The sequence below is a fragment of the Aliiroseovarius crassostreae genome (assembly GCF_001307765.1).
Classification (GTDB): Bacteria; Pseudomonadota; Alphaproteobacteria; order Rhodobacterales; family Rhodobacteraceae; genus Aliiroseovarius; species Aliiroseovarius crassostreae.
Genome location: NZ_LKBA01000024.1, coordinates 1 through 25,413 on the forward strand (window position 1 = coordinate 1; position 25,413 = coordinate 25,413).

23 protein-coding genes, 1 tRNA gene and 1 pseudogene are annotated in these 25,413 nt (G+C 58.7%); 11 read left to right on the top strand and 14 right to left on the bottom strand.

Features of this window, described 5'->3' with window-relative positions:
* Both AKJ29_RS16860 and AKJ29_RS16865 read left to right on the top strand, forming a co-directional pair.
* A pseudogene (locus AKJ29_RS16860) lies at positions 1–601 on the top strand (transposase); the annotation flags it as partial.
* 527 nt (positions 602–1,128) lie between these two features.
* On the top strand, positions 1,129–1,365 hold the full coding sequence (locus AKJ29_RS16865; protein ID WP_055192718.1) for an EF-hand domain-containing protein: 237 nt from the start codon (positions 1,129–1,131) through the stop codon (positions 1,363–1,365).
* Positions 1,366–1,434: 69 nt separating this feature from the next.
* Here the strand turns inward: AKJ29_RS16865 and dgt are convergent, their stop codons facing one another.
* The gene (gene dgt, locus AKJ29_RS16870; RefSeq protein WP_235477696.1) at positions 1,435–2,832 is read right to left on the bottom strand and encodes a dGTP triphosphohydrolase; all 1,398 of its coding nucleotides are present in this window, start codon (positions 2,830–2,832) and stop codon (positions 1,435–1,437) included.
* A gap of 85 nt (positions 2,833–2,917) precedes the next feature.
* Positions 2,918–5,533: an ATP-dependent chaperone ClpB gene (clpB, locus tag AKJ29_RS16875; RefSeq protein ID WP_055192720.1), complete on the bottom strand. Its 2,616-nt coding sequence runs from the start codon at positions 5,531–5,533 to the stop codon at positions 2,918–2,920.
* 267 nt (positions 5,534–5,800) lie between these two features.
* On the opposite strand from clpB, the gene AKJ29_RS16880 reads away from it, so the two are divergent.
* The 3 genes from AKJ29_RS16880 (at position 5,801) to AKJ29_RS16890 (ending at position 7,753) form a co-directional block, all read left to right on the top strand.
* The gene (locus AKJ29_RS16880) at positions 5,801–6,004 is read left to right on the top strand and encodes a hypothetical protein (protein WP_055192721.1); all 204 of its coding nucleotides are present in this window, start codon (positions 5,801–5,803) and stop codon (positions 6,002–6,004) included.
* A gap of 69 nt (positions 6,005–6,073) precedes the next feature.
* The gene (gene pyrF, locus AKJ29_RS16885) at positions 6,074–6,790 is read left to right on the top strand and encodes an orotidine-5'-phosphate decarboxylase (protein ID WP_055192722.1); all 717 of its coding nucleotides are present in this window, start codon (positions 6,074–6,076) and stop codon (positions 6,788–6,790) included.
* A 207-nt stretch (positions 6,791–6,997) separates the two neighbouring features.
* The gene (locus AKJ29_RS16890) at positions 6,998–7,753 is read left to right on the top strand and encodes a hypothetical protein (RefSeq protein WP_055192723.1); all 756 of its coding nucleotides are present in this window, start codon (positions 6,998–7,000) and stop codon (positions 7,751–7,753) included.
* Here AKJ29_RS16890 and AKJ29_RS16895 read toward each other — a convergent pair.
* Entirely contained in the window at positions 7,743–8,009 is a 267-nt protein-coding gene (locus AKJ29_RS16895; RefSeq protein WP_055192724.1) for an NfeD family protein, read from the bottom strand. The genes AKJ29_RS16890 and AKJ29_RS16895 overlap by 11 nt on opposite strands.
* Positions 8,009–8,887: an SPFH domain-containing protein gene (locus AKJ29_RS16900; RefSeq protein ID WP_302847604.1), complete on the bottom strand. Its 879-nt coding sequence runs from the start codon at positions 8,885–8,887 to the stop codon at positions 8,009–8,011. The genes AKJ29_RS16895 and AKJ29_RS16900 overlap by 1 nt, the downstream gene beginning before the upstream one ends.
* Before the next feature lie 160 nt (positions 8,888–9,047).
* On the opposite strand from AKJ29_RS16900, the gene AKJ29_RS16905 reads away from it, so the two are divergent.
* The gene (locus tag AKJ29_RS16905) at positions 9,048–10,313 is read left to right on the top strand and encodes a DNA polymerase IV (RefSeq protein WP_055192863.1); all 1,266 of its coding nucleotides are present in this window, start codon (positions 9,048–9,050) and stop codon (positions 10,311–10,313) included.
* 48 nt (positions 10,314–10,361) lie between these two features.
* Here the strand turns inward: AKJ29_RS16905 and AKJ29_RS16910 are convergent, their stop codons facing one another.
* Positions 10,362–11,219 (bottom strand): N-formylglutamate amidohydrolase, encoded by an 858-nt coding sequence (locus AKJ29_RS16910; RefSeq protein ID WP_055192726.1) that lies wholly within the window; start codon positions 11,217–11,219, stop codon positions 10,362–10,364.
* Between the two features lie 167 nt (positions 11,220–11,386).
* On the opposite strand from AKJ29_RS16910, the gene AKJ29_RS16915 reads away from it, so the two are divergent.
* Positions 11,387–11,461: transfer RNA gene (locus tag AKJ29_RS16915), tRNA-Val, on the top strand.
* A gap of 95 nt (positions 11,462–11,556) precedes the next feature.
* Positions 11,557–11,682 (top strand): type B 50S ribosomal protein L36, encoded by a 126-nt coding sequence (gene ykgO / locus AKJ29_RS16920; protein ID WP_005850168.1) that lies wholly within the window; start codon positions 11,557–11,559, stop codon positions 11,680–11,682.
* A gap of 70 nt (positions 11,683–11,752) precedes the next feature.
* On the opposite strand, the gene AKJ29_RS16925 is transcribed toward ykgO, so the two are convergent.
* Positions 11,753–12,646: a LysR family transcriptional regulator gene (locus tag AKJ29_RS16925; RefSeq protein ID WP_082392660.1), complete on the bottom strand. Its 894-nt coding sequence runs from the start codon at positions 12,644–12,646 to the stop codon at positions 11,753–11,755.
* 261 nt (positions 12,647–12,907) lie between these two features.
* Between AKJ29_RS16925 and AKJ29_RS16930 the strand changes: the two genes are divergently transcribed.
* Positions 12,908–13,180, top strand: coding sequence for a hypothetical protein (locus tag AKJ29_RS16930; RefSeq protein ID WP_055192728.1), 273 nt, complete (start codon positions 12,908–12,910; stop codon positions 13,178–13,180).
* A 130-nt stretch (positions 13,181–13,310) separates the two neighbouring features.
* Here AKJ29_RS16930 and AKJ29_RS16935 read toward each other — a convergent pair whose 3' ends face one another.
* The 7 genes from AKJ29_RS16935 to AKJ29_RS16965 all read right to left on the bottom strand — a co-directional run bounded on the left by AKJ29_RS16935 (position 13,311) and on the right by AKJ29_RS16965 (position 21,971).
* Positions 13,311–14,531, bottom strand: a complete 1,221-nt coding sequence (locus AKJ29_RS16935) for a phenylacetate--CoA ligase family protein (RefSeq protein WP_055192729.1) — start codon at positions 14,529–14,531, stop codon at positions 13,311–13,313.
* A gap of 68 nt (positions 14,532–14,599) precedes the next feature.
* Positions 14,600–15,424 carry an ABC transporter ATP-binding protein gene (locus AKJ29_RS16940; protein WP_055192730.1) on the bottom strand — a complete coding sequence of 275 codons (825 nt, stop codon included), beginning with the start codon at positions 15,422–15,424 and terminating at the stop codon, positions 14,600–14,602.
* Between the two features lie 74 nt (positions 15,425–15,498).
* Positions 15,499–16,785 (bottom strand): ABC transporter substrate-binding protein, encoded by a 1,287-nt coding sequence (locus AKJ29_RS16945; RefSeq protein ID WP_055192731.1) that lies wholly within the window; start codon positions 16,783–16,785, stop codon positions 15,499–15,501.
* 122 nt (positions 16,786–16,907) lie between these two features.
* The gene (locus AKJ29_RS16950; RefSeq protein WP_055192732.1) at positions 16,908–17,984 is read right to left on the bottom strand and encodes a branched-chain amino acid ABC transporter permease; all 1,077 of its coding nucleotides are present in this window, start codon (positions 17,982–17,984) and stop codon (positions 16,908–16,910) included.
* 3 nt (positions 17,985–17,987) lie between these two features.
* Entirely contained in the window at positions 17,988–18,974 is a 987-nt protein-coding gene (locus AKJ29_RS16955; RefSeq protein ID WP_055192733.1) for a branched-chain amino acid ABC transporter permease, read from the bottom strand.
* A gap of 10 nt (positions 18,975–18,984) precedes the next feature.
* Positions 18,985–19,806, bottom strand: coding sequence for an ABC transporter ATP-binding protein (locus tag AKJ29_RS16960; protein WP_055192734.1), 822 nt, complete (start codon positions 19,804–19,806; stop codon positions 18,985–18,987).
* Positions 19,806–21,971: an AMP-binding protein gene (locus tag AKJ29_RS16965; RefSeq protein ID WP_055192735.1), complete on the bottom strand. Its 2,166-nt coding sequence runs from the start codon at positions 21,969–21,971 to the stop codon at positions 19,806–19,808. The genes AKJ29_RS16960 and AKJ29_RS16965 overlap by 1 nt, the downstream gene beginning before the upstream one ends.
* Before the next feature lie 238 nt (positions 21,972–22,209).
* Here AKJ29_RS16965 and AKJ29_RS16970 point away from each other — a divergent pair, with 238 nt between their 5' ends.
* Together AKJ29_RS16970 and AKJ29_RS16975 are read left to right on the top strand one after the other, a co-directional pair.
* Entirely contained in the window at positions 22,210–24,132 is a 1,923-nt protein-coding gene (locus AKJ29_RS16970; protein ID WP_055192736.1) for a hybrid sensor histidine kinase/response regulator, read from the top strand.
* Positions 24,129–24,845, top strand: coding sequence for a response regulator transcription factor (locus AKJ29_RS16975; protein WP_055192737.1), 717 nt, complete (start codon positions 24,129–24,131; stop codon positions 24,843–24,845). Before AKJ29_RS16970 ends, AKJ29_RS16975 begins: the two co-directional genes overlap by 4 nt.
* A 105-nt stretch (positions 24,846–24,950) precedes the next feature.
* Here the strand turns inward: AKJ29_RS16975 and AKJ29_RS19545 are convergent, their stop codons facing one another.
* The gene (locus AKJ29_RS19545; RefSeq protein WP_139231332.1) at positions 24,951–25,133 is read right to left on the bottom strand and encodes a hypothetical protein; all 183 of its coding nucleotides are present in this window, start codon (positions 25,131–25,133) and stop codon (positions 24,951–24,953) included.
* Between the last annotated feature and the right edge of the window lie 280 nt (positions 25,134–25,413).

Sequence of the window (25,413 nt, forward strand, 5' to 3'; positions counted from 1 at the left end):
CGCAATGCCGAGGTCGACTTCAAGGGCGAGAAGCGCTCGAACGCGACGCATGCCTCGACCACCGATCCGGATGCGCGCCTTTACAAGAAATCCCCCGGCACGGGTGCCATGCTGTGCTTCATGGGGCATACTCTGATGGAGAACCGCAACGGGCTGGTCGTGCAGGGTGATCTGACCCAGGCCCCTCTCGGCAGATTGCTGCGCAATCGCCTGCCGGGCAATGGACGGTCATGCCGAGCGCAAGGCGGCACTGGACATGATCCATCGACATTCCCCCGGATCGACGCGGCAGCTGACGCTGGGTGCCGACAAGGGATATGACGCGGCCGGGTTCGTGTCCGACCTGCGCCAAGCCTGCGTCACGCCCCATGTCGCCCAGAAAACGAGATTTTCAGCAATCGATGGCCGAACCACCCGGCACGAGGGCTACGCTCTATCCCAGCAGCACCGAAAGAAGATCGAAGAGCCGTTCGGATGGGCCAAAACCGTCGGCGACATGGCGCAGACCATGTATCGGGGCGTCGAACGCATCCGATCCCGCTTCATCCTGACCATGGCCGCCAACAACCTTGCCCGGCTGCCGAGGTTGCTGGCGGTATGAAGGGAAAGATGGCCCCAGAAGCGAGCCGTGGGCGCGCCGACAGACATGACACTTCAGTCGAACCGGACCTGACGACGGGAAAGCGTTCCGGCTCAGCGACTATTTCAGCGACCTGTTAAAGAGCTCTCGGACAGAGGGTGCAGCCCCCATTCCTGGGCCACCAAATCGCCTCCCCTCCCCTGCAGTGCGGCCCTTCTCAGCTTTGGGCAGCGCCCCCAAAACGGTTCAGCTGCAGGAGGTTGCCCCCACGGAAGAAAACTCCTGACAAGCAGGCAAGCTACTGTGATTTAAGCAACTTTTCGCCAAAAACCGCGCGCGCTATAAGTGAGCTTTCGCCAACATCCCATCTTGGTGCTTTTCTGCGCAATTTCTCGCGCGCAGGTGGTGCACCTTCTCGCAGATCCACGCTCAAAACACCCGATTAGACGATTATCGATGCACAGGGGGACCGCATGGCGCCAGATAAGCCCGTGCCCCACGGGGCGCACCACTCACAAACCACTCACGGAACAAAAACGGAGAGAACCATGAAACTTTTCCCCCTCATCCCGCTGACCTTTATTGCAAGCGCAGGGATTGCTCTGGCCGACACCCAGATTGACACCAACGAAGACGGCCAGATCACCATGGAGGAACTGGTGGCTGTCTATGACCAGATCAGCACCGATACGTTTTCGCAGGCCGACACGGATGATGATGGCACGCTGAGCGTTGAGGAACTGGCTGCGGCGCGTGAGGCCGGCATTATCCCCTCAGAGATGTAACCCCACGTCTCTGCCACTCACGCCCCTTGCCCCTGCCGTCCCCTAACGGCAGGGGCTTTTTTATGCCTTTCAGGTGCCGGACACCAGGTTGGCCACCTCTACCGCATAACGATCGGTCATGCCTGACACGTAATCCGCCATGACATGCAGGGCAGAGTATTCATTCTCAATTCCCCGTAGATCCAGATCCAGCGCGCGTGTCAGTTTCTGTTCGTATTCCGGCAGGTTTGAGGCCTCCCAGTTGCAGGCCTGCAAGGCGTTGAACACCGGCAAGATACCGTCCAGAACACGCCGAATGACATTGCGACCACGCACCTCGAGCTTGGTCTTTCGCGGCGCCACGAACAATTGCTTCCCGGCCACGTTCCGAATTTTCCGAAATTCTTCACCCAATTGAGAATCGTCGATCAGTTCACCAGAGTATTGCCCCGCCATAATGGCATCGTAATGCGCCTTGAATGCTTCAAAGCTGGCCCAGATCGCCCCACCAATTGCCATAGCGCGGAAATGCGAGATCTTTTCATATTCCGTATGCGCGCCCAGATCATCATCATTGGGTTTCGTGTGGATCAACGGCAACAAAAGCGCGCGCACCTCGTCAAAGCTCAGATCCCCTGCCGTGAACCCATCTTCGAGATCCACGATATTATAACAAATGTCATCCGCCGCTTCGACCAGGCAGACAAGCGGATGGCGTCGCCACCAGCTTTGCCCATCCGGGCCGGTCTCTTCGATCAGACCCAACGCCTGAGCGGTTTTGGCAAACGTGACACGCTCTCCCTCAAAAAATCCAAACTTCTTTGCCCCGGCATAGATGTGTCTTTTGACCTCATCTGCGGGCACCCCCTCATCCTCCTTGGCTTTCTTGATTGCGGCCGACGTGCTGGCGGACATCGGGTATTTCGAAAACGCACCGATCACCGCATGGGAAAGATCCATCCCCACTTCGCCGCGATACATCTCCAGCCGGGTCACGATCCGGTGGCCCTGCGCGTTCCCCTCGAAGGCGGTAAATTCCAGCTGCAAGGGGATGGGTATGTCCTTGAAGAGCCCGGGGCCTTGGGCAAATTTCTCGGCAAACCAGCCGCTCATGCTCTCTTCACCCGAATGACCAAACGGCGGGTTGCCGATATCATGTGCCAGGCAGGCAGCATGAACAATTCCGGCCACCATATGCGCTTTCCCGCTGTCGATTTCCCCCTGGGTTTCAAGCCAGTGGCCAACCAGCATTCCAAGACTGCGCCCGACGCTGGCAACCTCGGCCGAATGGATCAACCGATGGCGCAGGTGGTCATTGTCGTAAAGGGGATGCACCTGCGTTTTGTTGGCCAACCTGCGAAACGGCGCTGAGAAGGTGATGCGGTCCGCGTCTATCGTATAATTCGGTCGCGCGAGGTCTTCTGCCTGTCCCGGTTTGCCATGACGTCCGGTATTCAAAAGCGACGCCCATTCCATTCTCTTTGTCATTGCAGACCCTTCCTGCTCAAGTCCCTCACCCTTAACAAAAAAAGAGCCCGCCGGGAAAGCGGGCTCTTGTTTGGTTGTGCGCGGTTTAATGCACCACTGCATCCTCGGGCGGGTGCTGGTTCGTGTTGCCAACACGGTCGCCGATGATCAGCCCTTCGGCCCCTGCGGTGACAGAGATCGTGTCGCCATCCATCACGTCCCCGGCCAGAAGCATTTCTGCCAACTGGTCCTGCAGCGCACGCTGGATCACGCGCTTCAAAGGACGCGCGCCAAACACGGGATCATACCCTTCATCCGCCAGCCAGGTCTTCGCCCCCTGGTCCAGATCAAGCGAGATATTCCGCCGTGCCAGACGTTTGCCCAGACGCGCGAGCTGGATTTCGACAATGCCGTCCATATCCGCCCGTCCCAGACGGTCAAAGATGATCGTCTCATCCAGCCGGTTCAGGAACTCAGGCCGGAAATGCGCCCGCACCGCGTCCATCACATCGCGCTTCGCGTCCGAGGCATCCGCCCCATCCGGCAGCTGGCTGAGCGCCTGCGCGCCAAGGTTCGACGTCAGGATGATCAGCGTCTGCTTGAAATCAACCGTCCGACCCTGACCATCGGTCAGCACCCCATCATCCAGGACTTGCAACAGCACGTTGAACACATCCGGGTGCGCCTTCTCGACCTCATCAAACAACACAACCTGATAGGGTCTGCGCCGCACAGCTTCGGTCAGCACACCGCCTTCGTCATAGCCCACATAACCCGGAGGCGCACCGATCAGGCGGGCCACCGCGTGTTTCTCCATGAACTCGGACATATCAATGCGCACCATCGCGCTGTCGTCGTCAAAGAGGAACTCAGCCACGGCTTTGGTCAGCTCGGTTTTCCCCACGCCGGTCGGCCCGAGGAACAGGAAACTGCCCAGCGGGCGGTTTTCATCATTCAGCCCGGCACGCGCACGGCGCACAGCATTCGACACTGCTTTCACGGCGGAATGCTGGCCGATCACGCGACGGTGCAGATCCTCTTCCATCCGCAAAAGCTTCTCGCGCTCGCCCTCAAGCATTTTCGAGGTCGGAATACCCGTCCAGCGTTCCACCACCGAGGCAATCTGCTCAGGGCGCACCGCCTCTTCGACCATCATATCGCTGTCTGCATCCTCGGCCGCCTCGAGTTTCTTCTCAAGCTCGGGGATGATGCCATAAGACAGCTCCCCCGCGCGGGCGAGGTTGCCATCCCGCTTGGCGATATCAAGCTCGGCGCGAGCGCGGTCGAGATGCTCCTTCAACTCACGCGCACCTTCCAGCTTGGCCCGTTCCGCCTGCCATTTGGCCGTCAGGGACGCGGATTTCTCCTGAAGATCCCCCAGTTCCTGCTCAAGCTTCTCAAGGCGGTCTTTGGACGCTTTGTCATCTTCAAGCTTCAACGCTTCCCCTTCGATCTGCATCTGCATGATCTGACGGTCCAGCGCGTCCAGCTCCTCGGGTTTGCTGTCCACTTCCATGCGCAGACGGCTGGCGGCTTCGTCCACAAGGTCAATCGCCTTGTCCGGCAGGAAGCGGTCGGTGATATAGCGATGCGACAGCGTGGCCGCCGAAACCAGCGCGCTGTCCGAGATCCGCACCCCATGGTGCAGCTCGTATTTCTCCTTGATGCCGCGCAGGATTGAAATCGTGTCTTCGACAGTGGGTTCCTCAACCATCACCGGCTGGAACCGGCGGGCAAGGGCTGCGTCTTTCTCCACATATTTGCGATACTCATCCAGCGTGGTGGCACCCACACAGTGCAGTTCACCGCGGGCCAGAGCAGGTTTGATCAGGTTGGCCGCATCCATCGCGCCATCCGATTTCCCTGCACCGACCAGCGTGTGCATTTCATCAATGAAAAGGATGATCTCACCCGCCGCAGCGGTCACTTCGTTCAGCACCGCTTTCAGGCGTTCTTCAAATTCACCGCGATATTTCGCACCAGCAATCAGCGCGCCCATATCAAGCGCCAGCAGACGCTTGTTGCGCAGACTTTCCGGCACATCGCCATTGACGATGCGCAGGGCAAGCCCTTCGGCAATCGCGGTTTTCCCCACGCCGGGTTCACCGATCAGAACCGGGTTGTTCTTGGTGCGACGGCTGAGCACCTGCATCGAGCGACGAATTTCCTCATCGCGGCCAATGATCGGGTCAATCTTGCCTTCACGCGCCACCTCGGTCAGATCGCGGGCATATTTCGAAAGCGCTTCATAGCTGTCTTCGGCACTGGCGCTGTCCGCCGTGCGCCCCTGACGCAGATCATTGATCGCAGCATTGAGCGATTTTGCATCCACACCGCCCGCTTCCAGCGCATCACGCGCCTTTGACTTCACAACAGCCAAAGCGGTCAGCAGACGCTCAACTGGCACGAAACTGTCCCCGGCCTGCTTGGCCAGTTTGCCTGCTTCATCCACCAGCACCGCGATCGAGTTGTCCATGTAGACCTGCGCACCCTCGCCGGACACTTTGGGCAGCTTTGCCATCCGCTCCTCAAGTGCCGCCAGCACACGTTCCGGCGCCCCACCTGCCTTGCGGATCAGGTTGGCACTCATCCCTTCTTCGTCATCCAGAAGGGCCTTCAAAACATGTTCGGGAACAAGGCGCTGGTGATTCTCGCGCATAGCGATAGTCTGGGCGGCCTGAATAAACCCACGCGACCGCTCGGTGAATTTCGATACGTCCATATCATTCTCCTTATCTTAAGCGCCCGAGAGAAAGGATGCCCACTGTTGCGGCACACCCCGGTTCGGGCCTCATAAGTCAGATGGGCATCCTTTTGGCTGAATGCAAGAGGTGTCTTTTCGCCGGGATGGTGTTCGGAAATTACCCTGAAACATCGCTGTCTTGTCCCTAAATATTGGGGCCATGAGAGGGGCCATGATGATCCATCCATTACCATTTCCGGGATCACGTTTGACGAGACGGAGCAAAAGCTAAACGCTTCCGTTGTCTTGACGCTTGACACCTCGGAAACCGATATCACCACCCGCGCGCAGTTCCTGTGGCGGACCGACATCGACCCGGACCAGTCCCGCGACCATCAGCTGCTCTCCCTTGCCCGTGAGACCCTGCGCCAGGTCCGGCGCCTGCCCGATTGCGTTGATCTTGCCGAAAACGCCGCGTTCCACCCCCAGAACATCACGCTCGTGGCCTGACCTCTCATCTGCCATTTGCCTTTGTCGCACACGCGCAGTAGGAGAGGCAGGACCAAGTAGGAGCCTGCCATGACCACCAAAGCCGATGACCGCCTGATTGTTGCCCTTGATGTCCCCAATGCGCTGGAGGGGCTGAAGCTGGCTGAGACACTGGGGGACGCCGTCAGTTTCTACAAGATCGGCCTCGGCATGCTGACCGGAGGCGGACTTGCTCTTGCCAATGAGCTGAAATCCGAACAGGGCAAGAAAATCTTCCTCGACATGAAACTCTTCGACATCGGCAATACGGTCGAAGCAGCGGTGCGCGGGCTTGCTCAATTCGACCTGGATTTCCTAACCGTGCATGGCGACCCGCATGTGGTGCGCGCCGCGCAGGAAGGCAAAGGCGGCAAAGACATGAAGATCCTCGCCGTAACCATCCTCACTTCGTTGGATCGCGCTGATCTGGATGCCAGCCTGATCAAACCCGGTGACGTGCAGGATCTTGTGCTCGAACGCGCCGCCCGCGCGATGGACGCCGGCGCCGATGGGGTGATTGCCTCGCCACAAGAAGCCGCACTCATCCGCGCCCTGCCCGAAGCCGAAGGCAAGCTGATCGTCACCCCCGGCGTACGCCCCGCAGGCGCCGCTCTCGGGGACCAGAAACGCGTCGCAACCCCGGCGCAGGCCGTGGCCGACGGCGTCGATCACATCGTGGTAGGCCGTCCGATCCGCAACGCCGCCAACCCGCGCGCGGCAGCCGAAGCGATCCTTGCGGAACTCGCCACGCCCCAGACACAGCACTGACCTGCAGCCATATTTTCTGGTTGTAAATATCCTGGGGTGAGGCCGTCAGGCCGAGGGGCAACGCCCCTCCCCTCCGCCCCGCTCCTCAAGATGTGAGCAAACGCGATTTGCCCTGCGACCGTCCTCTCAGGAACATAGCCTCGTAGTTGGTGACACGCGGTATGACATACCGTGGCGCCAAGCCCTTTGAGCACGAGGCCCCGTATCATGTCCCGCCACCACGGCCCCGACCTTGCCACCATGTTGCGCCTGCGCCGGTCAATCGGCGCAATTGGCCTCGGCCTGCCGATTGTTCTCATGCTGGGTGCGATGATCGCGCAGATGCCCATGAAGAATTCCATTTCCGAATTCTACTACTCCCCCTTGCGCGAAATCTTCATCGGCGCCGCGGCCGGGGTCGGACTGTTCTTGCTGGCCTATCAGGGATATCCTGCCACGAATGGCGAGTGGCTGACGGATCGCCGTGTCTCGAACCTGGCCGGGGCCAGCGTTCTGTTCATGGCTGCGGTCCCGACCAATTGCCTGCAGGCAACATGCTATCCGCCACAGACCCTGATGGACCAGCTGATTGCCGATGACCGCCTGCAAGCCGCACTGCACCTTGGGGCCGCCGGCCTGTTCCTGGCGAGCCTCGGCGTCATGTCCCATACCTTGTTCACCCGCTGCACCGCCCCACCCTGCAGCATGCAAAAAGAGCGGCGCAACCTGTGTTACCGGCTATTTGGCTGGGTTATCTATGCCATGGTGGCCCTGGTAGGGGGCGTCAAACTGGTGTTTCCAGAGCTGGGGCATATCTGGGACAATGGCTGGCATTTCACCTTCTGGGCAGAAAGTGTTGCCCTTTGGGCTTTTGGCCTGTCCTGGCTGATGAAGGGCGAGGCGCTACATGACACCTTGCCCTATTTTTACGAGCCCGCGCAGGTTGAGACTGGCGCGAGCCCTGACAACGCGGCTACTCGTTGATGTCGCGGTCGAAACTTTTCGACTGCCCGGCCCGCACCCCGAAGGCACGGCGCATGATCAACCAGGCGATGACCGACACCGCTCCAAAGATCACCAGCAGGGCAGGCAGGCCGATTGAGGGGCCGATCAGGGTCAGCAGCGCCACGACCGCAGCCCCGGCGGCAAAGCCCAGAAAGACAAACCCCGGCAAAAAGATTTCAAGAATCACCAGACCAATGGCACCGGCCGCCCAGACCCACCATTCATGCCAGAGCATCAGGATTTTCCTTTCAGCATACTGAACGCATCTCCGAAGGCATCCAGCGCATTGGACGGCAGAAGCACAGTCTGTTTGCCCTCGCCCTTGCCTACAATGGTCAGTGCCTCGACCTGTTTCAGAGCGACCTGATATTGCGCTGCCTCAATACCATTTTCCTTGATCGCCTTGGCCACAACCTCTGTTGCATAGGCCTCTGCATCTGCCGAGATCCGGCGCGCTTCCGCCTCTTTCTGAGCAGCATAAAGGTCGGCATCTGCGGCAAGTTCCACCGCACGGCGCTTACCCTCGGCCTCGGTCACCTGCGCGCGGCGCGCGCGTTCCGCATTCAGCTGTTGCAGCATTGCTTCGCGGGTGGCTGCATCAAGGTTCACGTCGAGGATTTCAGCACGGGTCACTTCGATCCCCCAGTCATCCACCGCATCCGCAACCTGCTGCTTGATCTTGGCAATCAGCTGCTGGCGGTTCGACTGCACCTCGTCCAGCTCCATCTCACCGATCCCGGCCCGAACAATCCCGGCAACCGTCGTGGCAATTGCCGCATCCACGTCACGGATACGGTAAACCGTCTTTTCCGGCTCCAGAATGCGATAAAACACCGACGTATCCACCTGCACCAACACGTTGTCGGAGGTGATTGCGTCCTGAGAGTTCGTCGGCAGCTGACGCTCCAGGATCGAGACTTTGTGGCGCACCACATCAAGGAACGGCACCAGAAAGTTGATCCCCGGGCCAAGCACCGTTTGCAGGCGTCCAAAACGTTCAACCACGAATTTCTGACTTTGCGGCACAATCTTGACGCCATTGAAAACCGTCAGGATCAGAAAGGCGGCAAAGACCAGCAAAACAATATTACCGCCACCAAGAAGCTCGTTCATTTTATCCCTCGTCAATCATAATAGTTTCAATTTCCACAACATATGGTCGTATCCTCGGGGAAATACAATATCCTGCTCGACATACGACCCGGTAGTTGCTCGGGCCTTCAACCCGCATGTTCCCCTTTCACCCCCGCTTATGCTTGGATATGATCAGACCATGCCCAGCCTGTGCCGATCCTGCCTGACCCCCTTTGAAACAGACCCGCCGACGCGGCGCTGTCCGGTCTGTCGCAGCCCGCGCCTGACCTCTCATCCAGAGCTTTTTGACCTTTCCATCGCGCATATGGATTGTGACGCCTTTTACGCATCGGTCGAAAAACGCGACAATCCCGATCTGGCCGACAAGCCCGTCATCATCGGGGGTGGTCGGCGCGGAGTGGTGTCCACCGCCTGCTACGTGGCGCGCATTCGCGGCGTGAAATCAGCGATGCCGATGTTTCAGGCTCTGAAGCTCTGCCCTGATGCGGTTGTCATCAAACCACGTGGCAGCCATTACGCGGCCATTTCAAAACAGATCCGCGCAATGATGGAGGAACTGACGCCGTCGATTGAACCCCTGTCGCTCGACGAGGCTTTTCTGGACATGAGCGGCACCGCCAGATTGCATGGCAACCCCCCGGCCGTGATGTTGGCAGGCCTCGTGAAGCGGATGAAAGATGAGCTGGGCCTGACCGGTTCCATCGGGCTTTCACACAATAAATTCCTCGCCAAAGTGGCGTCGGACCTCGACAAGCCGCGGGGGTTTTCCGTGATCGGCAAAGCCGAGACCATGGATTTTCTGCGCGATAAGCCGGTGCGAATGATCTGGGGGGTTGGCCCCGCCGCCCAGACCCAGCTGGAGCGCGCTGGCATCCGCACCTTTACCGACCTGCTGCGCTGGGATGAAAGCGATCTGGTGGCACGGTTCGGGTCAATGGGGACCCGGCTTTTCCATCTGGCCCGTGGCGCGGACCGGAGGCGGGTCTCGGCCCATGCCCCGGTCAAATCAATTTCAAAGGAAACTACATTTTTTGAAGATACCAGGGCACTTGAACTGCTGGACGGGCATCTGTGGCGCCTGGCCGAACAGGTGTCAGACCGCGCCAAGGCCAAGGGCAAGGCGGGGCGGGTGGTCACCCTGAAACTGAAACGCGCCAATCATGCCAGCCTGACCCGGCGGGTGAGCCTTGGCGACAGCACCCAATCCGCTGACCGGATTTATCGCACCGCACGTCCCTTACTGGAACGTGCGCTCAGCGAAGGGCCGTTTCGCCTGATCGGCGTCGGGATCAGCGATCTGGTGGGGGCTGAGGGGGCCGATCTGACCGATGACCTGCTTGATCCACAGGCGCGCCAACGGCGGGCCGCCGAACGGGCCACGGATGAGATCCGCGCGCGCTTTGGCAAGACGCTTATTGTCAAGGGGCGGGCTTTGCGCAAATAAAGCACGCGGATTTCCCTTTGGGGAGCCAAACCCAAAACTCTTAAACGGCTATTCCGCCGCGAGCCGCTCTTCAGAACACCCGATCTGACAGATATCCTGCGCCACTTTCGTCAGCCGCGTTCTGACCTGATCAAACTGCCCATTCGGCCGCACCATGCCTTCGTTCATATAAAGCGCGCGATCAATCTCAACCTGCACCACATGCTGATGATATGTCGGGCGCCCATAATGCTGCGCCATATAGGCACCCGCAAAGGGCGTGTTCAGGGCAACACTGAACCCCTGGGCCTCGAAAGCAGACGCCACCAGCTTCACAATCCCGGCCGAGGCCGCCGCACCATAACGATCCCCAAGGACAATATCGGGGCGCGCGCCCTGATAGGTCACATTGCGCACCGCCTCATGCGGCATGGAATGGCAGTCGATCAACACGGCCTGACCAAACTGGCGATGGCAACCATCAAGAAGGCGCTGCAGCTGATCATGATAGGGGAACCAGACCTCGGACAGGCGTTGCTGGGCCTCGCTCAGGCTGATCTTGCCATGATAGATCGGGCGCGCACCGGCCACCACGCGGGGGATCACCCCCAACCCCGACGCAATCCGCGCATTCAACGCCTGTCGCCGCACCCCGCGCACCAGGGCCGGGTCAAGCTCTTCAGCCCCACGATTGAGGTCGACATAGGCCCGCGGTGCATTGGCCACCAGAAACGGGGCTCCGAATTGCGGCACGTCGGCAAACAGCATGTCCACAAACGCATCCTCAGAGGAACGGATCTGCCACTGGTCCAGAAGGGTCGAACGCAGAAAAGACCGCTCATAGGCCCGCCCGGAATGGGGAGACGCAAAAACAACGCTGGTGCATCGCTCAGCCGGCAGATATAGCGCGTAAGGTTGGTTTTGCATGGTTGCTCGCACTGGTGTCTTCTGTCTTTCATATAAAGGCAAAAAAACTCTCACCAAAAGCCCTTGCGTCCTGCGCCGACTCCTTTTATAGGGACGGGACCGGCGCGGGATTTCCCGCGTTGTGTTGTTTGAAAGAGGGTGAAAACCTTGTTTCGGATAGGATTTCAGGGCGATTAGCTCAGCGGTAGAGCACTTCGTTGACATCGAAGGGGTCACTGGTTCGATCCCAGTATCGCCCACCATGAACCGCCGCACCGGATTTCGGGGTCCCCGATCAGGTGTTGGCAAAATGAAGCACAAGGCGCAATCCGCAGCGCCGCGTTGAAGGAGATAGGACATGAAAGTTCGTAACTCGCTCCGCTCGCTGAAAAACCGCCACCGCGATTGCCGCGTGGTGCGTCGCAAAGGCCGCGTTTATGTGATCAACAAAACGCAGCGCCGCTTCAAAGCTCGTCAGGGTTAATCCCCGGAGTTTTGGCATCAGCCAAGCGATTTGAAAGGCCGTCCTTCTGGGCGGCTTTTTCTTTGCGCCGCTATTCGGGGCGGGTGGCTGACTTGCCCGGTGTGATCAGTTGCGCCCCAAAGTCGCGTAGCATCGCCGCCTGGAGCCAGGTGATCACCGCCCTGACCCGCTTGCTTTCCATAGTGTCCGGATTGCGGTGCAGGTGAAGCACCCGGCCCATCTGCATAGCGCCTTCCCCATCCTGCAGCCGAACCAGACGGGGGTTCTCATCTCCCAGACATTCCGGCAACAAACCCTTTCCAATGCCATCCTCAACCGCCGTCATCAAAATGCTGGCATCCGTGGCCGTCAGCGGAACCTGCACCTTTTCACCCAGCTTTTTCCTAAGCTGGCGCGTCATGGTTGGCCCCCGCGCGTCATCATCCCGAAACAGCACCCATTGCATTGACTGTGCGGGCAGATCAAAGGCCCTGTAGCTTGCATAGGGCAACATGCAAAACGGTGTTGAAAACTCCATCGAGGCCGGGGGTGCATCAAACCACAGGGACAGGGTCGCCTCGCCATGCGGCGGCACGGGGGGCAGGCGCCCCGAAAAGCGCAGCTCAAGCCTTGGATGGCTGTTCAGAATATCTTTCGCTGCACGACGCGCCAGACGTTGCAACACCCAGGTATTGCTGACGATCCTGACAACCCCGGCCACATTTTCCGATTGCTCTCGCAGGTCATCCTGCATCTGCTCCAGCATCGCTTCGACGCTTCTGGCATGTTCCAGCACGATACGCCCCTGATCTGTCGCCATGAAGCCGGATTTGGAACGGACGAACAAAATCTCTCCCAACTGGGCCTCAAGCGCGTTCAGGCGGCGCCCGACGGTGGTCTGATCCATTTCCAGTAATTGCGCAGCCTGCGTCAGTGTCCCGGCGCGCGCAATCGCCATCACGACTTTCAAATGGCTCCAGTCCATCCTGCACCTCGGGTCTTGTGGCCAGCCGTGGCAGCCAGGCCTGCGCTTAGCAACCTGCAAATATGCAGGAAGGTTAGGCGTTTGAGATGCTTAATGTCCAGCACCTGTTCGGATAACGTGAAAAATCAGGGATGACGAACAGGCCCCCGGTTCCCAGCCGGGACAAGCATTGCACCACAACCCACCTTCGAAGACAGGGAGAACAATTATGCATTTCAAGACCCTTTCCACATTTGCGAGCGTCGTGGCCCTTATGGCCGCATGTTCGCAGGCCCCCCCGCCCCGGAACCCATTCGCGCGGATCCCGTGTTCAACAAGCAAGGGGAGCCGATCGGATGTGAACAAGGATATGTGCTGATTGCAGGAACCGCGGCCCCGCCGGCCTGTGTCCCCGATGGTGGGGAATGTGCAGAGCCGGCTTATTATGACGCCAATGGATCCTTGGTGGATCCCTGCCCCGAACCGCGCGATCCACGTGATCGCGGCGACACGCCCCAGCGCGACCCGCAGCGCCACACACCTGATCCCCAGTAACCACCTCACCTCATGAAAAAAAGGGCCGAGACAAAGCTCGGCCCAGTTCATCAGGAGGAAGAAGTTACCTGACGGGGATTTGTCCTGCGGATGCGGTCAGGGCTGCAGCCGCAGATACCAACTCGGTTAATCAGTCGTAGACCCGCTGATCGTCGATCACGACACCATCATTGGGCAGGCTGCCCCGGGCGACGATCTCGACCTTGCCTTTCAGCTTCAGTGTCTCGGCCACGGATTTGGCAAACGGGTCCGGGTCGGTGGCATCGGTTTCCACCTGCACGGTCATCGCATCCATCTCGCCCTCGCGGGTGGCAATCACGCGGGCTTTCGCAACATCCGAATGCTTGGCCACGAAATCGGCAACCTGTTCCGGGCGCACGAACATCCCTTTGATCTTGGCGGTCTGATCAGCGCGCCCCATCCAGCCTTTGATACGCATATTGGTGCGACCGCAGGGGCTTTCGCCTTCCATCACCGCCGACAGATCGCCGGTGGCAAAGCGGATCAGCGGGTAGTCGGGGTTGAGCGTGGTCACCACCACTTCCCCCACCTCTCCCGGAGCCACGGGATCACCGGTGCCGGGGCGCACAATCTCGACAATCACACCCTCATCGACAATCATGCCTTCCATCGCATCGCTTTCATAAGCCACGTTGCCCAGATCGGCAGTGGCATAGCTTTGCAGGCAGGTGATGCCGCGATCGGCGTATTCCTGACGCAGGCTCGGGAACAGTGCCCCGCCCCCCACGGCGGCCTTGGTGATCTTGAGCTTCACCCCATCTGCATCGGCACGGTCAAGAATGATCTTCAGATAATCCGGCGTGCCCGCATAGGCAGTGGTGCCAATATCGGCCGCGGCACGCACCTGAAGCTCGGTCTGGCCCACGCCAGCCGGCACCACAGCGGCCCCGACGGCACGCGCGCCATTTTCAAAGATCATGCCCGCAGGCGTCAGGTGGTAGCCGAAACAGTTCTGCACAATGTCGCCTTCGCCGATGCCGCAGGCATTGAGGAACCGCCCCATGCGCCACCAATCATGTCCGACCCCACCGGGTTCATAGATCGGTCCGGGCGATTGGAAGATATGGGCAAACTTATGCGTCGGCAGGGCAGCATACCCGCCAAGAGGACCATCTGCAGCCTGCGCCTTGCCGATCTCGGACTTGCGCAGAACCGGCAGCGAGGCCAGATCAGCCAGGGTTTTGACCGAAGCGGCTTCGACCCCCTTGAGGCTTTCACCATAGCCCGAGAGGGCCTGTGCGCGTGCGATCTGCGCGGGCAGTGCAGCGGCCAATGCGCTGATGCGTTCATCTGCGGAACGGGTTTCCAGCGCGTCAAAATACTTGGACATGAGTGAAACCTCTTGTCTGAGCCGGCAGCCACCGGCGATACGGAACTTTAAAGGTGGCGTTGGGGCGATCAGGCCAGCCAACGCTTACGACGGCGGTAGGAGCGCACGTCGCGGAAGCTCTTGCGCCCTTCATCGGACATACCGAGATAGAATTCTTTCACATCCGGGTTTTCGCGCAGTTCAGCAGCGGGACCGTCCATCACGATGCGGCCATTTTCCAGAATGTAACCGTAATGCGCATAACGCAGCGCCACGTTGGTGTTCTGTTCAGCCAGAAGGAAGGTTGTGCCCTGCTCTTCGTTCAGACGTTTCACGATCTCGAAAATCTGCTCCACCAGCTGCGGTGCAAGACCCATCGAGGGCTCATCAAGCAAGATCATTTCCGGGCGTGACATCATTGCGCGGCCCATGGCCACCATCTGTTGTTCCCCACCGGAGGTGTAGCCGGCCTGGGACTTGCGGCGTTCAGCCAGGCGCGGGAAATACTCATAGACCATTTCCAGGTCTTTTGCGACGGCAGCGCGGCCATCCGTGCGGGTATAGGCCCCGGTCAGAAGGTTTTCTTCCACTGTCAGGTGTTCGAAACAATGGCGGCCTTCCATCACCTGAATAACCCCGCGCTTCACCAGCGCAGCCGGGTTCAGTTCGGCAATGTTTTCGCCCATATGGTCGATGGTTCCCTTGGTCACCTCGCCCCGCTCGGCCTGCAACAGGTTGGAAATGGCTTTGAGCGTGGTGGTCTTCCCTGCACCGTTCCCGCCCAGAAGCGCGGTGATGCCCCCTTTCGGGACCGAGAGGCTTACACCTTTCAGGACGAGGATCACGTGATTGTAGATCACCTCGATATTGTTGACCTCGAGCAGGTTCTCTTTTGCTTTCGCGGCGTCCAGCATGATTGGTCGTCCTTAACGTAGTCGTTCGTGGGATGGTTCGGGCCAAATGGCCCGAACCCCTCGCGTATCGCAGCTTAGTTGCAGCGCTCAGCGATGTTGTTTTCAGAAGCGTAGGCTTGTGAGTCAGCATCGATCAGCGGCTGGATCACTTCCATATCCGACGGACCGAAATCCGAGATCAGCGACCAGGTGCCTTTGCCCGCATCCCACTGCGAGATCGCAGCAGTACCGGGGCCACCGTGGTTTTCACACGATACCGAGAATGCCGGGCCGAAGCCTTCCATGCCCAGCTCTTTCATGCGGGCATCGGTGATTTCCAGCTGCTCCAGACCATCACGCATCTGACCCGAGGTGATGTCTTTCACACCGTGGATCTCCTGCGCTTTGCGGGCCGCTTCGGCCAGCATCATGGCAGCGTAAACGCCACGGTTGTAGATCACGGTGCCGACATTGTCGCCGTTACCGGCGGCTTTGCCTGCGTCCACAACATATTTCTGGATGTCGCTAAAGACAGGATAGTCCGAGCCAACACCGTGGAAGGCAACAGCCTTGTAGCCGTTTGCAGCGTCACCAGCCGGTTTCACGTCGTGCTCAGCACCCGACCACCAGACACCGATCATGTTTTCCAGCGGGAAGCGGATGTTGGCAGCTTCCTGAATGGCCACCTGGTTCATCACGCCCCAGCCCCAGAACAGAACATAGTCCGGACGCTCACGGCGGATCTGCAGCCACTGCGACTTCTGTTCCTGACCCGGATAGTCAACCGGGATGGCCGAGAAGTCGAAGCCGTGTTTTTCGCCCAGCTTGGTCAGGGTCGGGATCGGCTCTTTACCATAGGCGCCGTTGAAGTGCAGCAGGATGACCTTCTTGCCCTTCAGGTCTCCACCATTGATGTCCAGCAGGTGGTTCACAGCAGCCGAGGCACCGTTCCAGTAGTTGGCCGGATAGTTGAACACGTGGCTGAACACTTTACCGTTGGCAGCCGAGGTGCGACCGTAACCCGGGGTGTAAAGCGGGATGTCATCTGCGGTCGCTTTCGGGATCAGCTGATAGGTGATGCCGGTCGACAGCGGGTTATAGGCAAGAGCGCCCTCGCCTTTGGTCGATTCATAACATTCCACACCTTTTTCGGTGTTGTAAGCGGTTTCACATTCCGGCACGGCGATCTTTACGCCACCCACACCACCGTCACGCTCGTTGAGCAGGGTCATGTAGTCGGCAAAACCGTCGGCGTAAGGAATACCACCAGCGGCAAAGGGGCCGGTGCGATAGCTCAGCGACGGGAAAACGAGATCGGCCATCGCCGGTGCGCCTACCATCAGCGCGGCAACCGACGCCGCTGCAACTTTCTTAAAGGTCATTTGCTTCCTCCCTAGATTAGCAAAAATATCGTGCCCGTTATGGGTCACTTTGGTTTCGGTCGTCCGGTCCGCTCCTCATGAACCGGAAGACCAATTTTTTCCCCGTCAGGGGCCGTTCCCAATTAGTGGGGGAATGGCCACAGACGCAGTTTCTCTTTGGTCAGGCGCCACAGTTGGGCCAGGCCATGCGGTTCCACGATCAGGAAGAACACGATCAGCCCCCCCACGATCATGAATTCGAAATGCGCCGCCAGGTCGGTCGGCCAGCCGAGGCCACCCACCAGCACGTTCTTCAGAAGCACCGGCATCAGCACCATGAAGGCCGCACCCGCAAAGGCCCCGAAGATCGAGCCCAGACCACCAATGATGATCATGAAGAGGATCAGGAACGATTTGGAGATCCCGAAGCTCTCACCTGCTTCAACCGCGCCAAGGTAGACCGAGAAGAACAGGGCCCCGGCCACGCCGATGAAGAATGAGCTGACCGCAAAGGCCGACATCTTGGCCATCAGCGGGTTCACCCCGATGATCTCAGCCGCGATATCCATATCACGAATGCCCATCCATTTCCGGCCGGTCATGCCGCGCGTCAGATTGCGGGCCACCCAGGCCAGCGCCACCAGGAACACCAGACAAATCAGGTATTTCGCCCAAGCGTCGGTATTGGGCCCGGTTACGATGATGCCAAACACGGTGCGTTCCGGTGCGTTGATCTGACCCGATGCCGAGTAGTTGTAGAACCACGGCACCTTGTTAAAGAGCCACACCAGGAAGAACTGCGAGGCAAGCGTGGCCACAGCGAGGTAGAACCCCTTGATGCGCAGCGACGGCAGGCCGAACAGAACACCCACAACCGCGGTGATGCCACCAGCAATTAACACGTGGAACACAATATTGATCTCTGGAAAGGCGACCATCAGCTTATAGACGGCGTAAGCCCCCACTGCCATGAACCCCCCGGTGCCCAGCGACACCTGACCAGCATAGCCCGTCAGGATGTTCAGGCCCAGCGCCGCAATGGCGTAGATGAAGAAGGGGGCAAAGATCGAGTTGACCCAGTAATCATTCACAATGAACGGAATGATCAGGAAGGCAACTGCCATTGCGACCCAATAGCCAGCCCGGTCCAGACGGATCGGAAAGGTCTGGTTGTCGTCCTGGTAGGATGTTTTGAAATCACCAGCTTCACGGTAAAACATGGATCAGACCCTTTCGATGATTTTTTCGCCGAACAGGCCTTGCGGCCGGAAGATAAGGAAGACGAGCGCAAGAACGTAGGCGAACCAGTTCTGCGTCGCGCCACCGATCAGCGGACCAATGGCAAATTCGAAAAGCTGCTCACCCACACCGATGATCAGACCGCCGATAATGGCGCCCGGGATCGAGGTGAATCCGCCCAGCATCAGAACCGGCAGGGCCTTCAGCGCGATCAGCGACAGCGAGAACTGCACACCGGACTTGGCGCCCCACATGATACCAGCGACCAGCGCCACAAAGCCTGCAATCGACCAGACCAGAACCCAGATGAAGCGCAGCGAGATACCAACCGACAGCGCGGCCGAGTGATCATCTGCCACGGCGCGCAGCGCACGGCCCTGTTTGGAGTATTGCGAGAAGATAGTCAGCGCAGCCACCAGAAGGGCAGCAATCACAGCGGCTACGATGTCTAGATTATCAAGGAAGAACCCGTAACCAAACAGCTTGTCAGTGGCATCCAGAACAGTCTCGTTCAGACCGGTCGGCAGACCCACGTCCAGCGTCTTGATCTCAGAGCCCCACATGATGTCCCCGAAACCTTCCATGAAATAGGCAAGACCAATGGTCGCCATGAACAGGATGATGTCAGGCTGGCCGACAAGGTGTTTGAGGATGTAACGCTCCACCACCCAGGCAAAGCCAACCATCACGCCAGCGGCAAGGATGATCGCGATGATCGCAGGCACCTGCCACGGGAAGTGGTGGACCTCAGTGCCGAAGATGGCGTTGATCAGGTGCGAAAACGGAATCTGACCGTTTTGAATACCCACCAGCGTCATGGCCGCAAACAGCGCCATCACACCCTGAGCATAGTTGAAGATACCGGAGGCCTTGAAAATCAAGACAAACCCCAGTGCGACGAGTGCGTAAAGAACCCCGGCCATCAGGCCGTTCAGGGTGACTTCCGCTGCAAAGAGCAATTGTTCAGACATGTCTCCCCCCTTAATCGTGTGCCACGCCGAGATAGGCGTCGATCACATCCTGGTTGTTGCGCACCTCGTCGGGTGTGCCGTCCCCAATTTTCTTACCATAGTCCATGACCACCACGCGGTCGGACAGGTCCATAACCACGCCCATGTCGTGCTCGATCAGGGCGATGGTGGTGCCAAACTCGTCATTCATGTCGAGGATGAAGCGGGACATGTCTTCTTTTTCCTCAACGTTCATGCCGGCCATCGGTTCGTCGAGCAGAAGCAGCGACGGTTCAGCCGCCAGCGCACGCGCCAGCTCAACCCGCTTTTTCAGACCATACGGCAGACGCCCCACCGGGGTTTTGCGGATGTGCTGAATTTCCAGAAAGTCGATAACTTTCTCGCACGCTTCGCGGTTTTCCAGCTCTTCCTTCTCGGCTTTGCCTTTCCAGATCGCCTGCTGAAAGATATTGGCGTTCATCTTGTTCAGGCGACCGGTCATGATGTTGTCCAGCACGGTCATGCCGTCAAACAGCGCGATGTTCTGGAAGGTCCGGGCCAGGCCCTGCTGTGCCACCTGATAGGGGCGCATCGGCGGGCGTTTTGCGCCGCGGAACCAAACCTCGCCTTCCTGCGGTTTATAAAATCCCGAGATCACGTTCAGCATCGAGGATTTGCCAGCCCCGTTCGGACCGATGATCGCGCGGATCTCGCCCTCACGAATGTTGAAGCTGATATCCTTGATCGCAACCACACCACCAAAACGCAGCGTGATATTCTTCAAATCCATGACAACGGGGCCAATGGTGCGCCCGTCTGCGGTGACGTAGCTGTCGGCGTTCATATCGGTCATCATTCTGCCGCCATCCCCTGAGTGTTACCCACCACAACCGCATCGCGGATTTCCAGGGTGGCGTTGATCGAACCCTTGCGGCCGTCCTCATAGGTGACCTCGGTTTCGATATATTGTTCGGATTTCCCGCCATACAGCGCGTCAATCAGCGGGGCGTATTTCTCCTCGACGATCTTGCGGCGCACTTTCCGGGTCCGGGTCATCTCACCGTCATCTGCATCCAGTTCCTTGTGCAGGATCAGGAAGCGGTGGATCTGACAGCCCGACAGCATCTCATCTTCAGCAACGGATTTATTGACCGTTTCAACATGCTCCTGAATGGTCGACAGCACCTTGGGGTGGCCGGCCAGTTCCTGATACGAGGCATAAGCCACGTTGTTGCGTTCGGCCCAGTTGCCAACGGCGGTCAGGTCGATGTTGATGAAGGCCGTGCACATGTCACGGTCATTGCCGAAGACAACCGCCTCCAGAATGTCCGGGTAGAACTTCAGTTTGTTCTCAACATATTTCGGCGCGAACATCCGGCCATCGGCCATTTTGCCCACATCCTTGGCGCGGTCGATAATGCGCAGATGACCGTTCGTCTTGTCGAAGAAACCAGCGTCACCCGTGGCCACCCAGCCTTCCGCATCCTTGGTGTCGGCGGTCGATTCCGGGTTGTTGTAATATTCCACAAACGTCCCCGGCGAGCGGTAGAAGATCTCACCATTATCCGCCAGACGGATTTCAACACCCGGAGCAGGCACACCCACGGTGTCATTGCGCACTTCGCCATCAGGCTGCACGGTGATGAACACGGTGGCTTCGGTCTGACCGTAAAGCTGTTTCAGGTTGATCCCCATCGAGCGATAGAACTCGAAAATCTCAGGACCAATTGCTTCACCGGCAGTGTAGCCCACACGAATGCGGCCAAAGCCAAGCGTATCTTTGAGCGGGCCATAAACCAGCACGTCGCCGCAACGATATTTGAAATATTCCTGCAGCTTGCCACGATAGAGTTTCAGACCGATCGGGTCTTTTGCCTTGAAATGCTTGCGGGTTTCTTTCGGGTGACGCAGCTTGGCAAAGCCCAAACGGATGGTGTTCTCAATCAGCGTTTCCACCGCAAACCCAATGCCCATGGCATAGCGGAACCCGTGGCGGATCTTCTGTTCCAGCGTCTTTTTCTCGGTGGTCACCTTGCGCTTGGGCATCCCGTATTTCTCGCCCGCGCCCTTTTTGGCAAAGTCCATGAAGTGGTGAAACAGCGCGTATTTAAGATCGCCACTGTCTTCCATGCGGATCATCACATTGGTCAGCTGGGTTTCAAACACGCGCGGCGGGGCAAAATAATAGGTCGGTCCGATTTCGCGCAGATCCGACATCAGCGTGTCAGCGCTTTCCGGGCAGTTCACACAGAAGCCGCTCCACATGGCCTGACCCAGCGAGAAGATAAAGTCCCCCACCCATGCCATCGGAAGATAGGCCAGAACATCTTCATTGCCGCCCAGATTGTCGAACTCGGACGAGTTCTTGGCGCTTTCAATGATGTTCCGGTTCGACAGAACCACGCCTTTCGGGCGACCGGTCGTGCCCGAGGTGTAAAGCATCACGCAGGTGCTGTCATAGGTCAGCTCAGCTTCGCGGGCGGCCATTTCTTCTTCGAAACGCGCATGTGCGACACGGCCTTCTTCCTGGATATCGTGATACCAGTGCAGATGGCTGTGATCGTATTTGCGCAGACCGCGCTTGTCGAAATAGATGACGTGTTCGATGCCATGGATCTTCTCCTGCACCTCGATCACCTTGTCGACCTGTTCCTGGTCACCGCAGATCACGAAACGTGCGCCGCAGTTTTCCAGAACATATTCCATTTCTTCGGCAACAGCGTCCTGATAAAGCGGCACCGGCACGGCGCCCACTTTCTGCGCGGCAACCATTCCCCAATAATGGGCAGGGCGGTTGCGCCCGATAATGGCAACATGGTCGCCCCGTTCAATCCCCAGCGCCAACAGGCCCATGGCCAGGTTCTGGATTTCTTCGGCGGCCTGCGCCCAGGTCCAGCTTTGCCAGATCCCGAATTCCTTTTCCCGATAAGCCGGGCGATTTCCAAATTCCTTCACGTTCCGCGCAAGGAGCGCCGGAATGGAAGCGAATGCACCAGCTGCGGCTAATTCTTGTCCCAAATTTTCCTCCCACCGTCGGCCTGTCCGACTTCGAATGTCAGGGCCTCTCCTCGGACCCGGTTGCAGACGAATCTATGCCAACAACCCTGACGGAAAAAATCTCGCCGTCAAAGGTTTCGCCACTTTTTCCAAATCCTAACGAATTGTAACAGCTTCATTAAGCAGGGTTTTTCCGCAGCAAACCCCTTTTCTGAAAGGGGGTTCGGTGATAGCGAAGACAAAGAGGGGACCGAAATTCATGCCAAACAGCAAAGAAGCCACCGCCCTGACGCAGGCCGGGCTGAACCTCATCCAGCAAGCGCTTTCCATCTATGATCGAGAGCTTCGGCTGGTCATTGGCAACCGCCAGTTCCAGGATATGTTCGATCTGCCCGACCGGCTGGTCCGTGCAGGCGCCGAGTTCGGTGAAACCATTCGCCACCTTGCCGAGCGCGGTGATTACGGCGCTGTCGGCAATATCGACGCCTTTGTTCTGGCCCGCGTGGAGCAGGCCAAAGCCTTCGTGCCGCACTACATCGAACGTACCCGCGCCAATGGCTCGGTGATCTCGGTTGAAGGAAACCCGCTGCCACAGGGGGGCTGGGTTACGGTCTATACCGACATCACCCATATCAAGCGGCAGGAACGCCTGCTGCGGGCGCGCTCCGAGGAACTGTCCGATCAGGTGCTCTCACATACCGAAGAGCTGGCCCAGACCAACCGCGCCCTGGCCTCAACCAACAAGGCGCTGGAGGAAACCAAGCGCGAGCTTCTGGAAATGGAAAGCCGCACCCGTCTGACCGCCGAAATGATGCCCGCCCATATTGCGCGGATCGACCTGGATCAGACCTACACATTCTCGAACCGCCGACTGGGCCGGGTGATCCCAGGCCGCCCCACGGACCTGTTTGGCCTGCACGCAAGCGAAGCCCTCGGCCGCGAAGCCTATGCACGCATCTCGCCCTATTTTCAGAAAGCCTTCAAAGGTGAGGCCAATGTATTTGAATTCAGCCACGAGGGGTCCGGGCGGCGCATCCGTGTGGCTCTGACCCCGGATCGGGACGAGGAGAGCGGGCTGATCACCGGGATCTACATCCTGTCCATGGACATCACCGAAGAGGCTCAGGCCCGCGCAGCACTTGCCCAGACCCACAAACGTGAACTGGCCGCACAGCTCACCTCTGGCGTGGCCCATGATTTCTCCAACCTGCTGACCATTATCCTCGGGCTACAATCCCGGCTGGGGCAAATGGACATTGGCGACAGCGCAAAAGAACTGGTGCAGGCCACTACCGCCGCCGTGCGCCGGGGGGGCACACTCCTGGAACGCATTGCGTCAATTTCCGGCAAACGCGAAATTCATTTCGAACAAACCGATATTCCGGAACTCCTCAAAGGGCTGGAAACATTGGCAAAACCGACGCTCCCCGACGGGGTGGAACTGGTGATCACCCAAGAAAACCTTGCAGATCCCGTGGTGCTGGATGCCGGCGCCGTACAGGATGGGCTGCTCAATCTGATCATCAACGCCACCCATGCCATCGGATCAGGCCCCGGTCGGATCACCCTGTCGGCCAGACCAATCCGCGAAACATGGGTCGAATTTCAGGTGCGCGACACCGGCACCGGATTTTCTGATGAGGCGCTGGAGCGGGCGATGGATCCGTTTTTCACCACCAAAGGGGGGGACGGCTCCGGGCTGGGCCTGTCCATGGTTTATGATCAGACCACGGTGGCAGGTGGCCAATTGAAAATCGCCAATGCGCCAGACAGGGGCGCAGTGGTCACCATCCGCCTGCCCCTGCGCAAACCAGCCCGGCCGATCGCGCCGCGGCTGGTCCTACTGATCGAAGACAATGCCGACATCCGCGCCTCGGTCCGCACCATGCTGATCGAGATGGGGCATCAGGTGATCGAAGCCGTTTCCGCCGAGGAGGCGCTTGGGCTGATGACACTGGAGGGGATTGGCCTGATCCTGTCCGACGTGATTCTCGAAGGGGCGCAGACTGGGCCGGAATTCCTGCGTGGATTGGACGCCGCCGGGGTGGATATTCCCAAACTCCTAATGACTTCCCTACCGTCAGAAGACCCAAGACGGGCAAAAGCGGGCTTTCCTGTTCTACATAAGCCCTTTACCAAGGGGGAACTCGCCACGTTCCTGTCGCAGGAGGTCCGCACATGACCCAACCATCCAGCCATCGCCCGATGATCGCCATTCTGGACGATGAACCTGAAATCCGCCGGATGTTGTCGGAGGCGCTGGAAGATGCTGGGTTTCGCACCGCCAGTTTTGCCCGCGCCACCGAGTTCGAAGCCGCCCTGAACACCATGGCGCCCGATGTCTGCCTGGTGGATCTGGGTCTGCCGGACCGGGACGGGCTGACGCTGGTGCACCGGCTGGCTTTGGAATCCGGCGCCTCGATCATCATCATTTCAGGTCGTGTGCAGGTGCAGGACAAGATAACCGGGCTGGAACTCGGGGCGGATGACTATATCATCAAACCGTTTGAACCGGCAGAAGTGGTTGCCCGTGTACGCGCCCGCCTGCGCAGCCAGAAAGTCGGCGCCCCCGCATCGCACACCGCCCATTTCAATGGCTGGACCGCGCATTTCGACCGATACGTTCTGGAAGATGAAAGTGGCGCTGAAACGACGTTTTCACATGCCGAGGGTGAGGTGCTGCGCCTGTTCCTCGACGCCCCGAACCGATTGATTTCCCGCGCCCAGATGCAGGAAAGCCTGGGGGGTGTCGCCGGCGAAAGCTTTGATCGCGCCATGGATGTGCGCATCTCGCGCCTGCGCACCAAGCTGAAGGAAGACCCCAAAAACCCGCGCCTGATCAAAACGATCTATGGCGCGGGCTATATCTTTCTCGGGAATGTGCGCTGGGGGTAATCCCGCAGTCAGTTTTCCGTAAGCCGTTTTCTGAAGTCATCCAAGCGTTTCAGGAGACCCCCGAGACACAGGTTTATCCTGAAACGCCCATTTCAGTGACATCCGTTACAACGGTTCGGTATTGCCGACCTCAGGTGAAAACCGAAACGCTTCAGCGGCACGGGCCAGCCTCATGGTGGTCATCGACCCGTCCGTCATGCCCACACCAGGGATATCCGCATCCATACGGATCGCACCCGCACATTGTGCTTCGGGTATATTCGCAGACAGTGTTGTAGTCGCGCTCATTCGCGGTCTGGTACGATCAGGCCAGCGCAGCACTTGCGGGGACAGCGCAAGGGCCGCGACTGACGCCACCTGCGTCAGGGTGGCAAATGGGGTTTGTTTCTTTCTCCATGAGGGTAGCCACTCCTGTTTACATTGGATTGCTACCCAAGCCCCCACAGCCCACATTCTGTGGACTCAAAGCGTTTCCAGTTATTGCTGTGATCAAAAATAACTGGAAACGCCTCAACAGGAAATAAGCCTCAACACATTCATAAATTCAAATAAAAATACCCCACAGAAA

Excerpts from the sequence above, each read along its gene's own strand:
- AKJ29_RS16865 (WP_055192718.1), top strand. The coding sequence starts at position 1,129 with ATGAAACTTTTCCCCCTCATCCCGCTGACCTTTATTGCAAGCGCAGGG.
- dgt (WP_235477696.1), bottom strand. The coding sequence starts at position 2,832 with ATGACAAAGAGAATGGAATGGGCGTCGCTTTTGAATACCGGACGTCAT.
- clpB (WP_055192720.1), bottom strand. The coding sequence starts at position 5,533 with ATGGACGTATCGAAATTCACCGAGCGGTCGCGTGGGTTTATTCAGGCC.
- pyrF (WP_055192722.1), top strand. The coding sequence starts at position 6,074 with ATGACCACCAAAGCCGATGACCGCCTGATTGTTGCCCTTGATGTCCCC.
- AKJ29_RS16890 (WP_055192723.1), top strand. The coding sequence starts at position 6,998 with ATGTCCCGCCACCACGGCCCCGACCTTGCCACCATGTTGCGCCTGCGC.
- AKJ29_RS16895 (WP_055192724.1), bottom strand. The coding sequence starts at position 8,009 with ATGCTCTGGCATGAATGGTGGGTCTGGGCGGCCGGTGCCATTGGTCTG.
- AKJ29_RS16900 (WP_302847604.1), bottom strand. The coding sequence starts at position 8,887 with ATGAACGAGCTTCTTGGTGGCGGTAATATTGTTTTGCTGGTCTTTGCC.
- AKJ29_RS16905 (WP_055192863.1), top strand. The coding sequence starts at position 9,048 with ATGCCCAGCCTGTGCCGATCCTGCCTGACCCCCTTTGAAACAGACCCG.
- AKJ29_RS16910 (WP_055192726.1), bottom strand. The coding sequence starts at position 11,219 with ATGCAAAACCAACCTTACGCGCTATATCTGCCGGCTGAGCGATGCACC.
- ykgO (WP_005850168.1), top strand. The coding sequence starts at position 11,557 with ATGAAAGTTCGTAACTCGCTCCGCTCGCTGAAAAACCGCCACCGCGAT.
- AKJ29_RS16925 (WP_082392660.1), bottom strand. The coding sequence starts at position 12,646 with ATGGACTGGAGCCATTTGAAAGTCGTGATGGCGATTGCGCGCGCCGGG.
- AKJ29_RS16930 (WP_055192728.1), top strand. The coding sequence starts at position 12,908 with ATGTTCGCAGGCCCCCCCGCCCCGGAACCCATTCGCGCGGATCCCGTG.
- AKJ29_RS16935 (WP_055192729.1), bottom strand. The coding sequence starts at position 14,531 with ATGTCCAAGTATTTTGACGCGCTGGAAACCCGTTCCGCAGATGAACGC.
- AKJ29_RS16940 (WP_055192730.1), bottom strand. The coding sequence starts at position 15,424 with ATGCTGGACGCCGCGAAAGCAAAAGAGAACCTGCTCGAGGTCAACAAT.
- AKJ29_RS16945 (WP_055192731.1), bottom strand. The coding sequence starts at position 16,785 with ATGACCTTTAAGAAAGTTGCAGCGGCGTCGGTTGCCGCGCTGATGGTA.
- AKJ29_RS16950 (WP_055192732.1), bottom strand. The coding sequence starts at position 17,984 with ATGTTTTACCGTGAAGCTGGTGATTTCAAAACATCCTACCAGGACGAC.
- AKJ29_RS16955 (WP_055192733.1), bottom strand. The coding sequence starts at position 18,974 with ATGTCTGAACAATTGCTCTTTGCAGCGGAAGTCACCCTGAACGGCCTG.
- AKJ29_RS16960 (WP_055192734.1), bottom strand. The coding sequence starts at position 19,806 with ATGACCGATATGAACGCCGACAGCTACGTCACCGCAGACGGGCGCACC.
- AKJ29_RS16970 (WP_055192736.1), top strand. The coding sequence starts at position 22,210 with ATGCCAAACAGCAAAGAAGCCACCGCCCTGACGCAGGCCGGGCTGAAC.
- AKJ29_RS16975 (WP_055192737.1), top strand. The coding sequence starts at position 24,129 with ATGACCCAACCATCCAGCCATCGCCCGATGATCGCCATTCTGGACGAT.
- AKJ29_RS19545 (WP_139231332.1), bottom strand. The coding sequence starts at position 25,133 with ATGAGCGCGACTACAACACTGTCTGCGAATATACCCGAAGCACAATGT.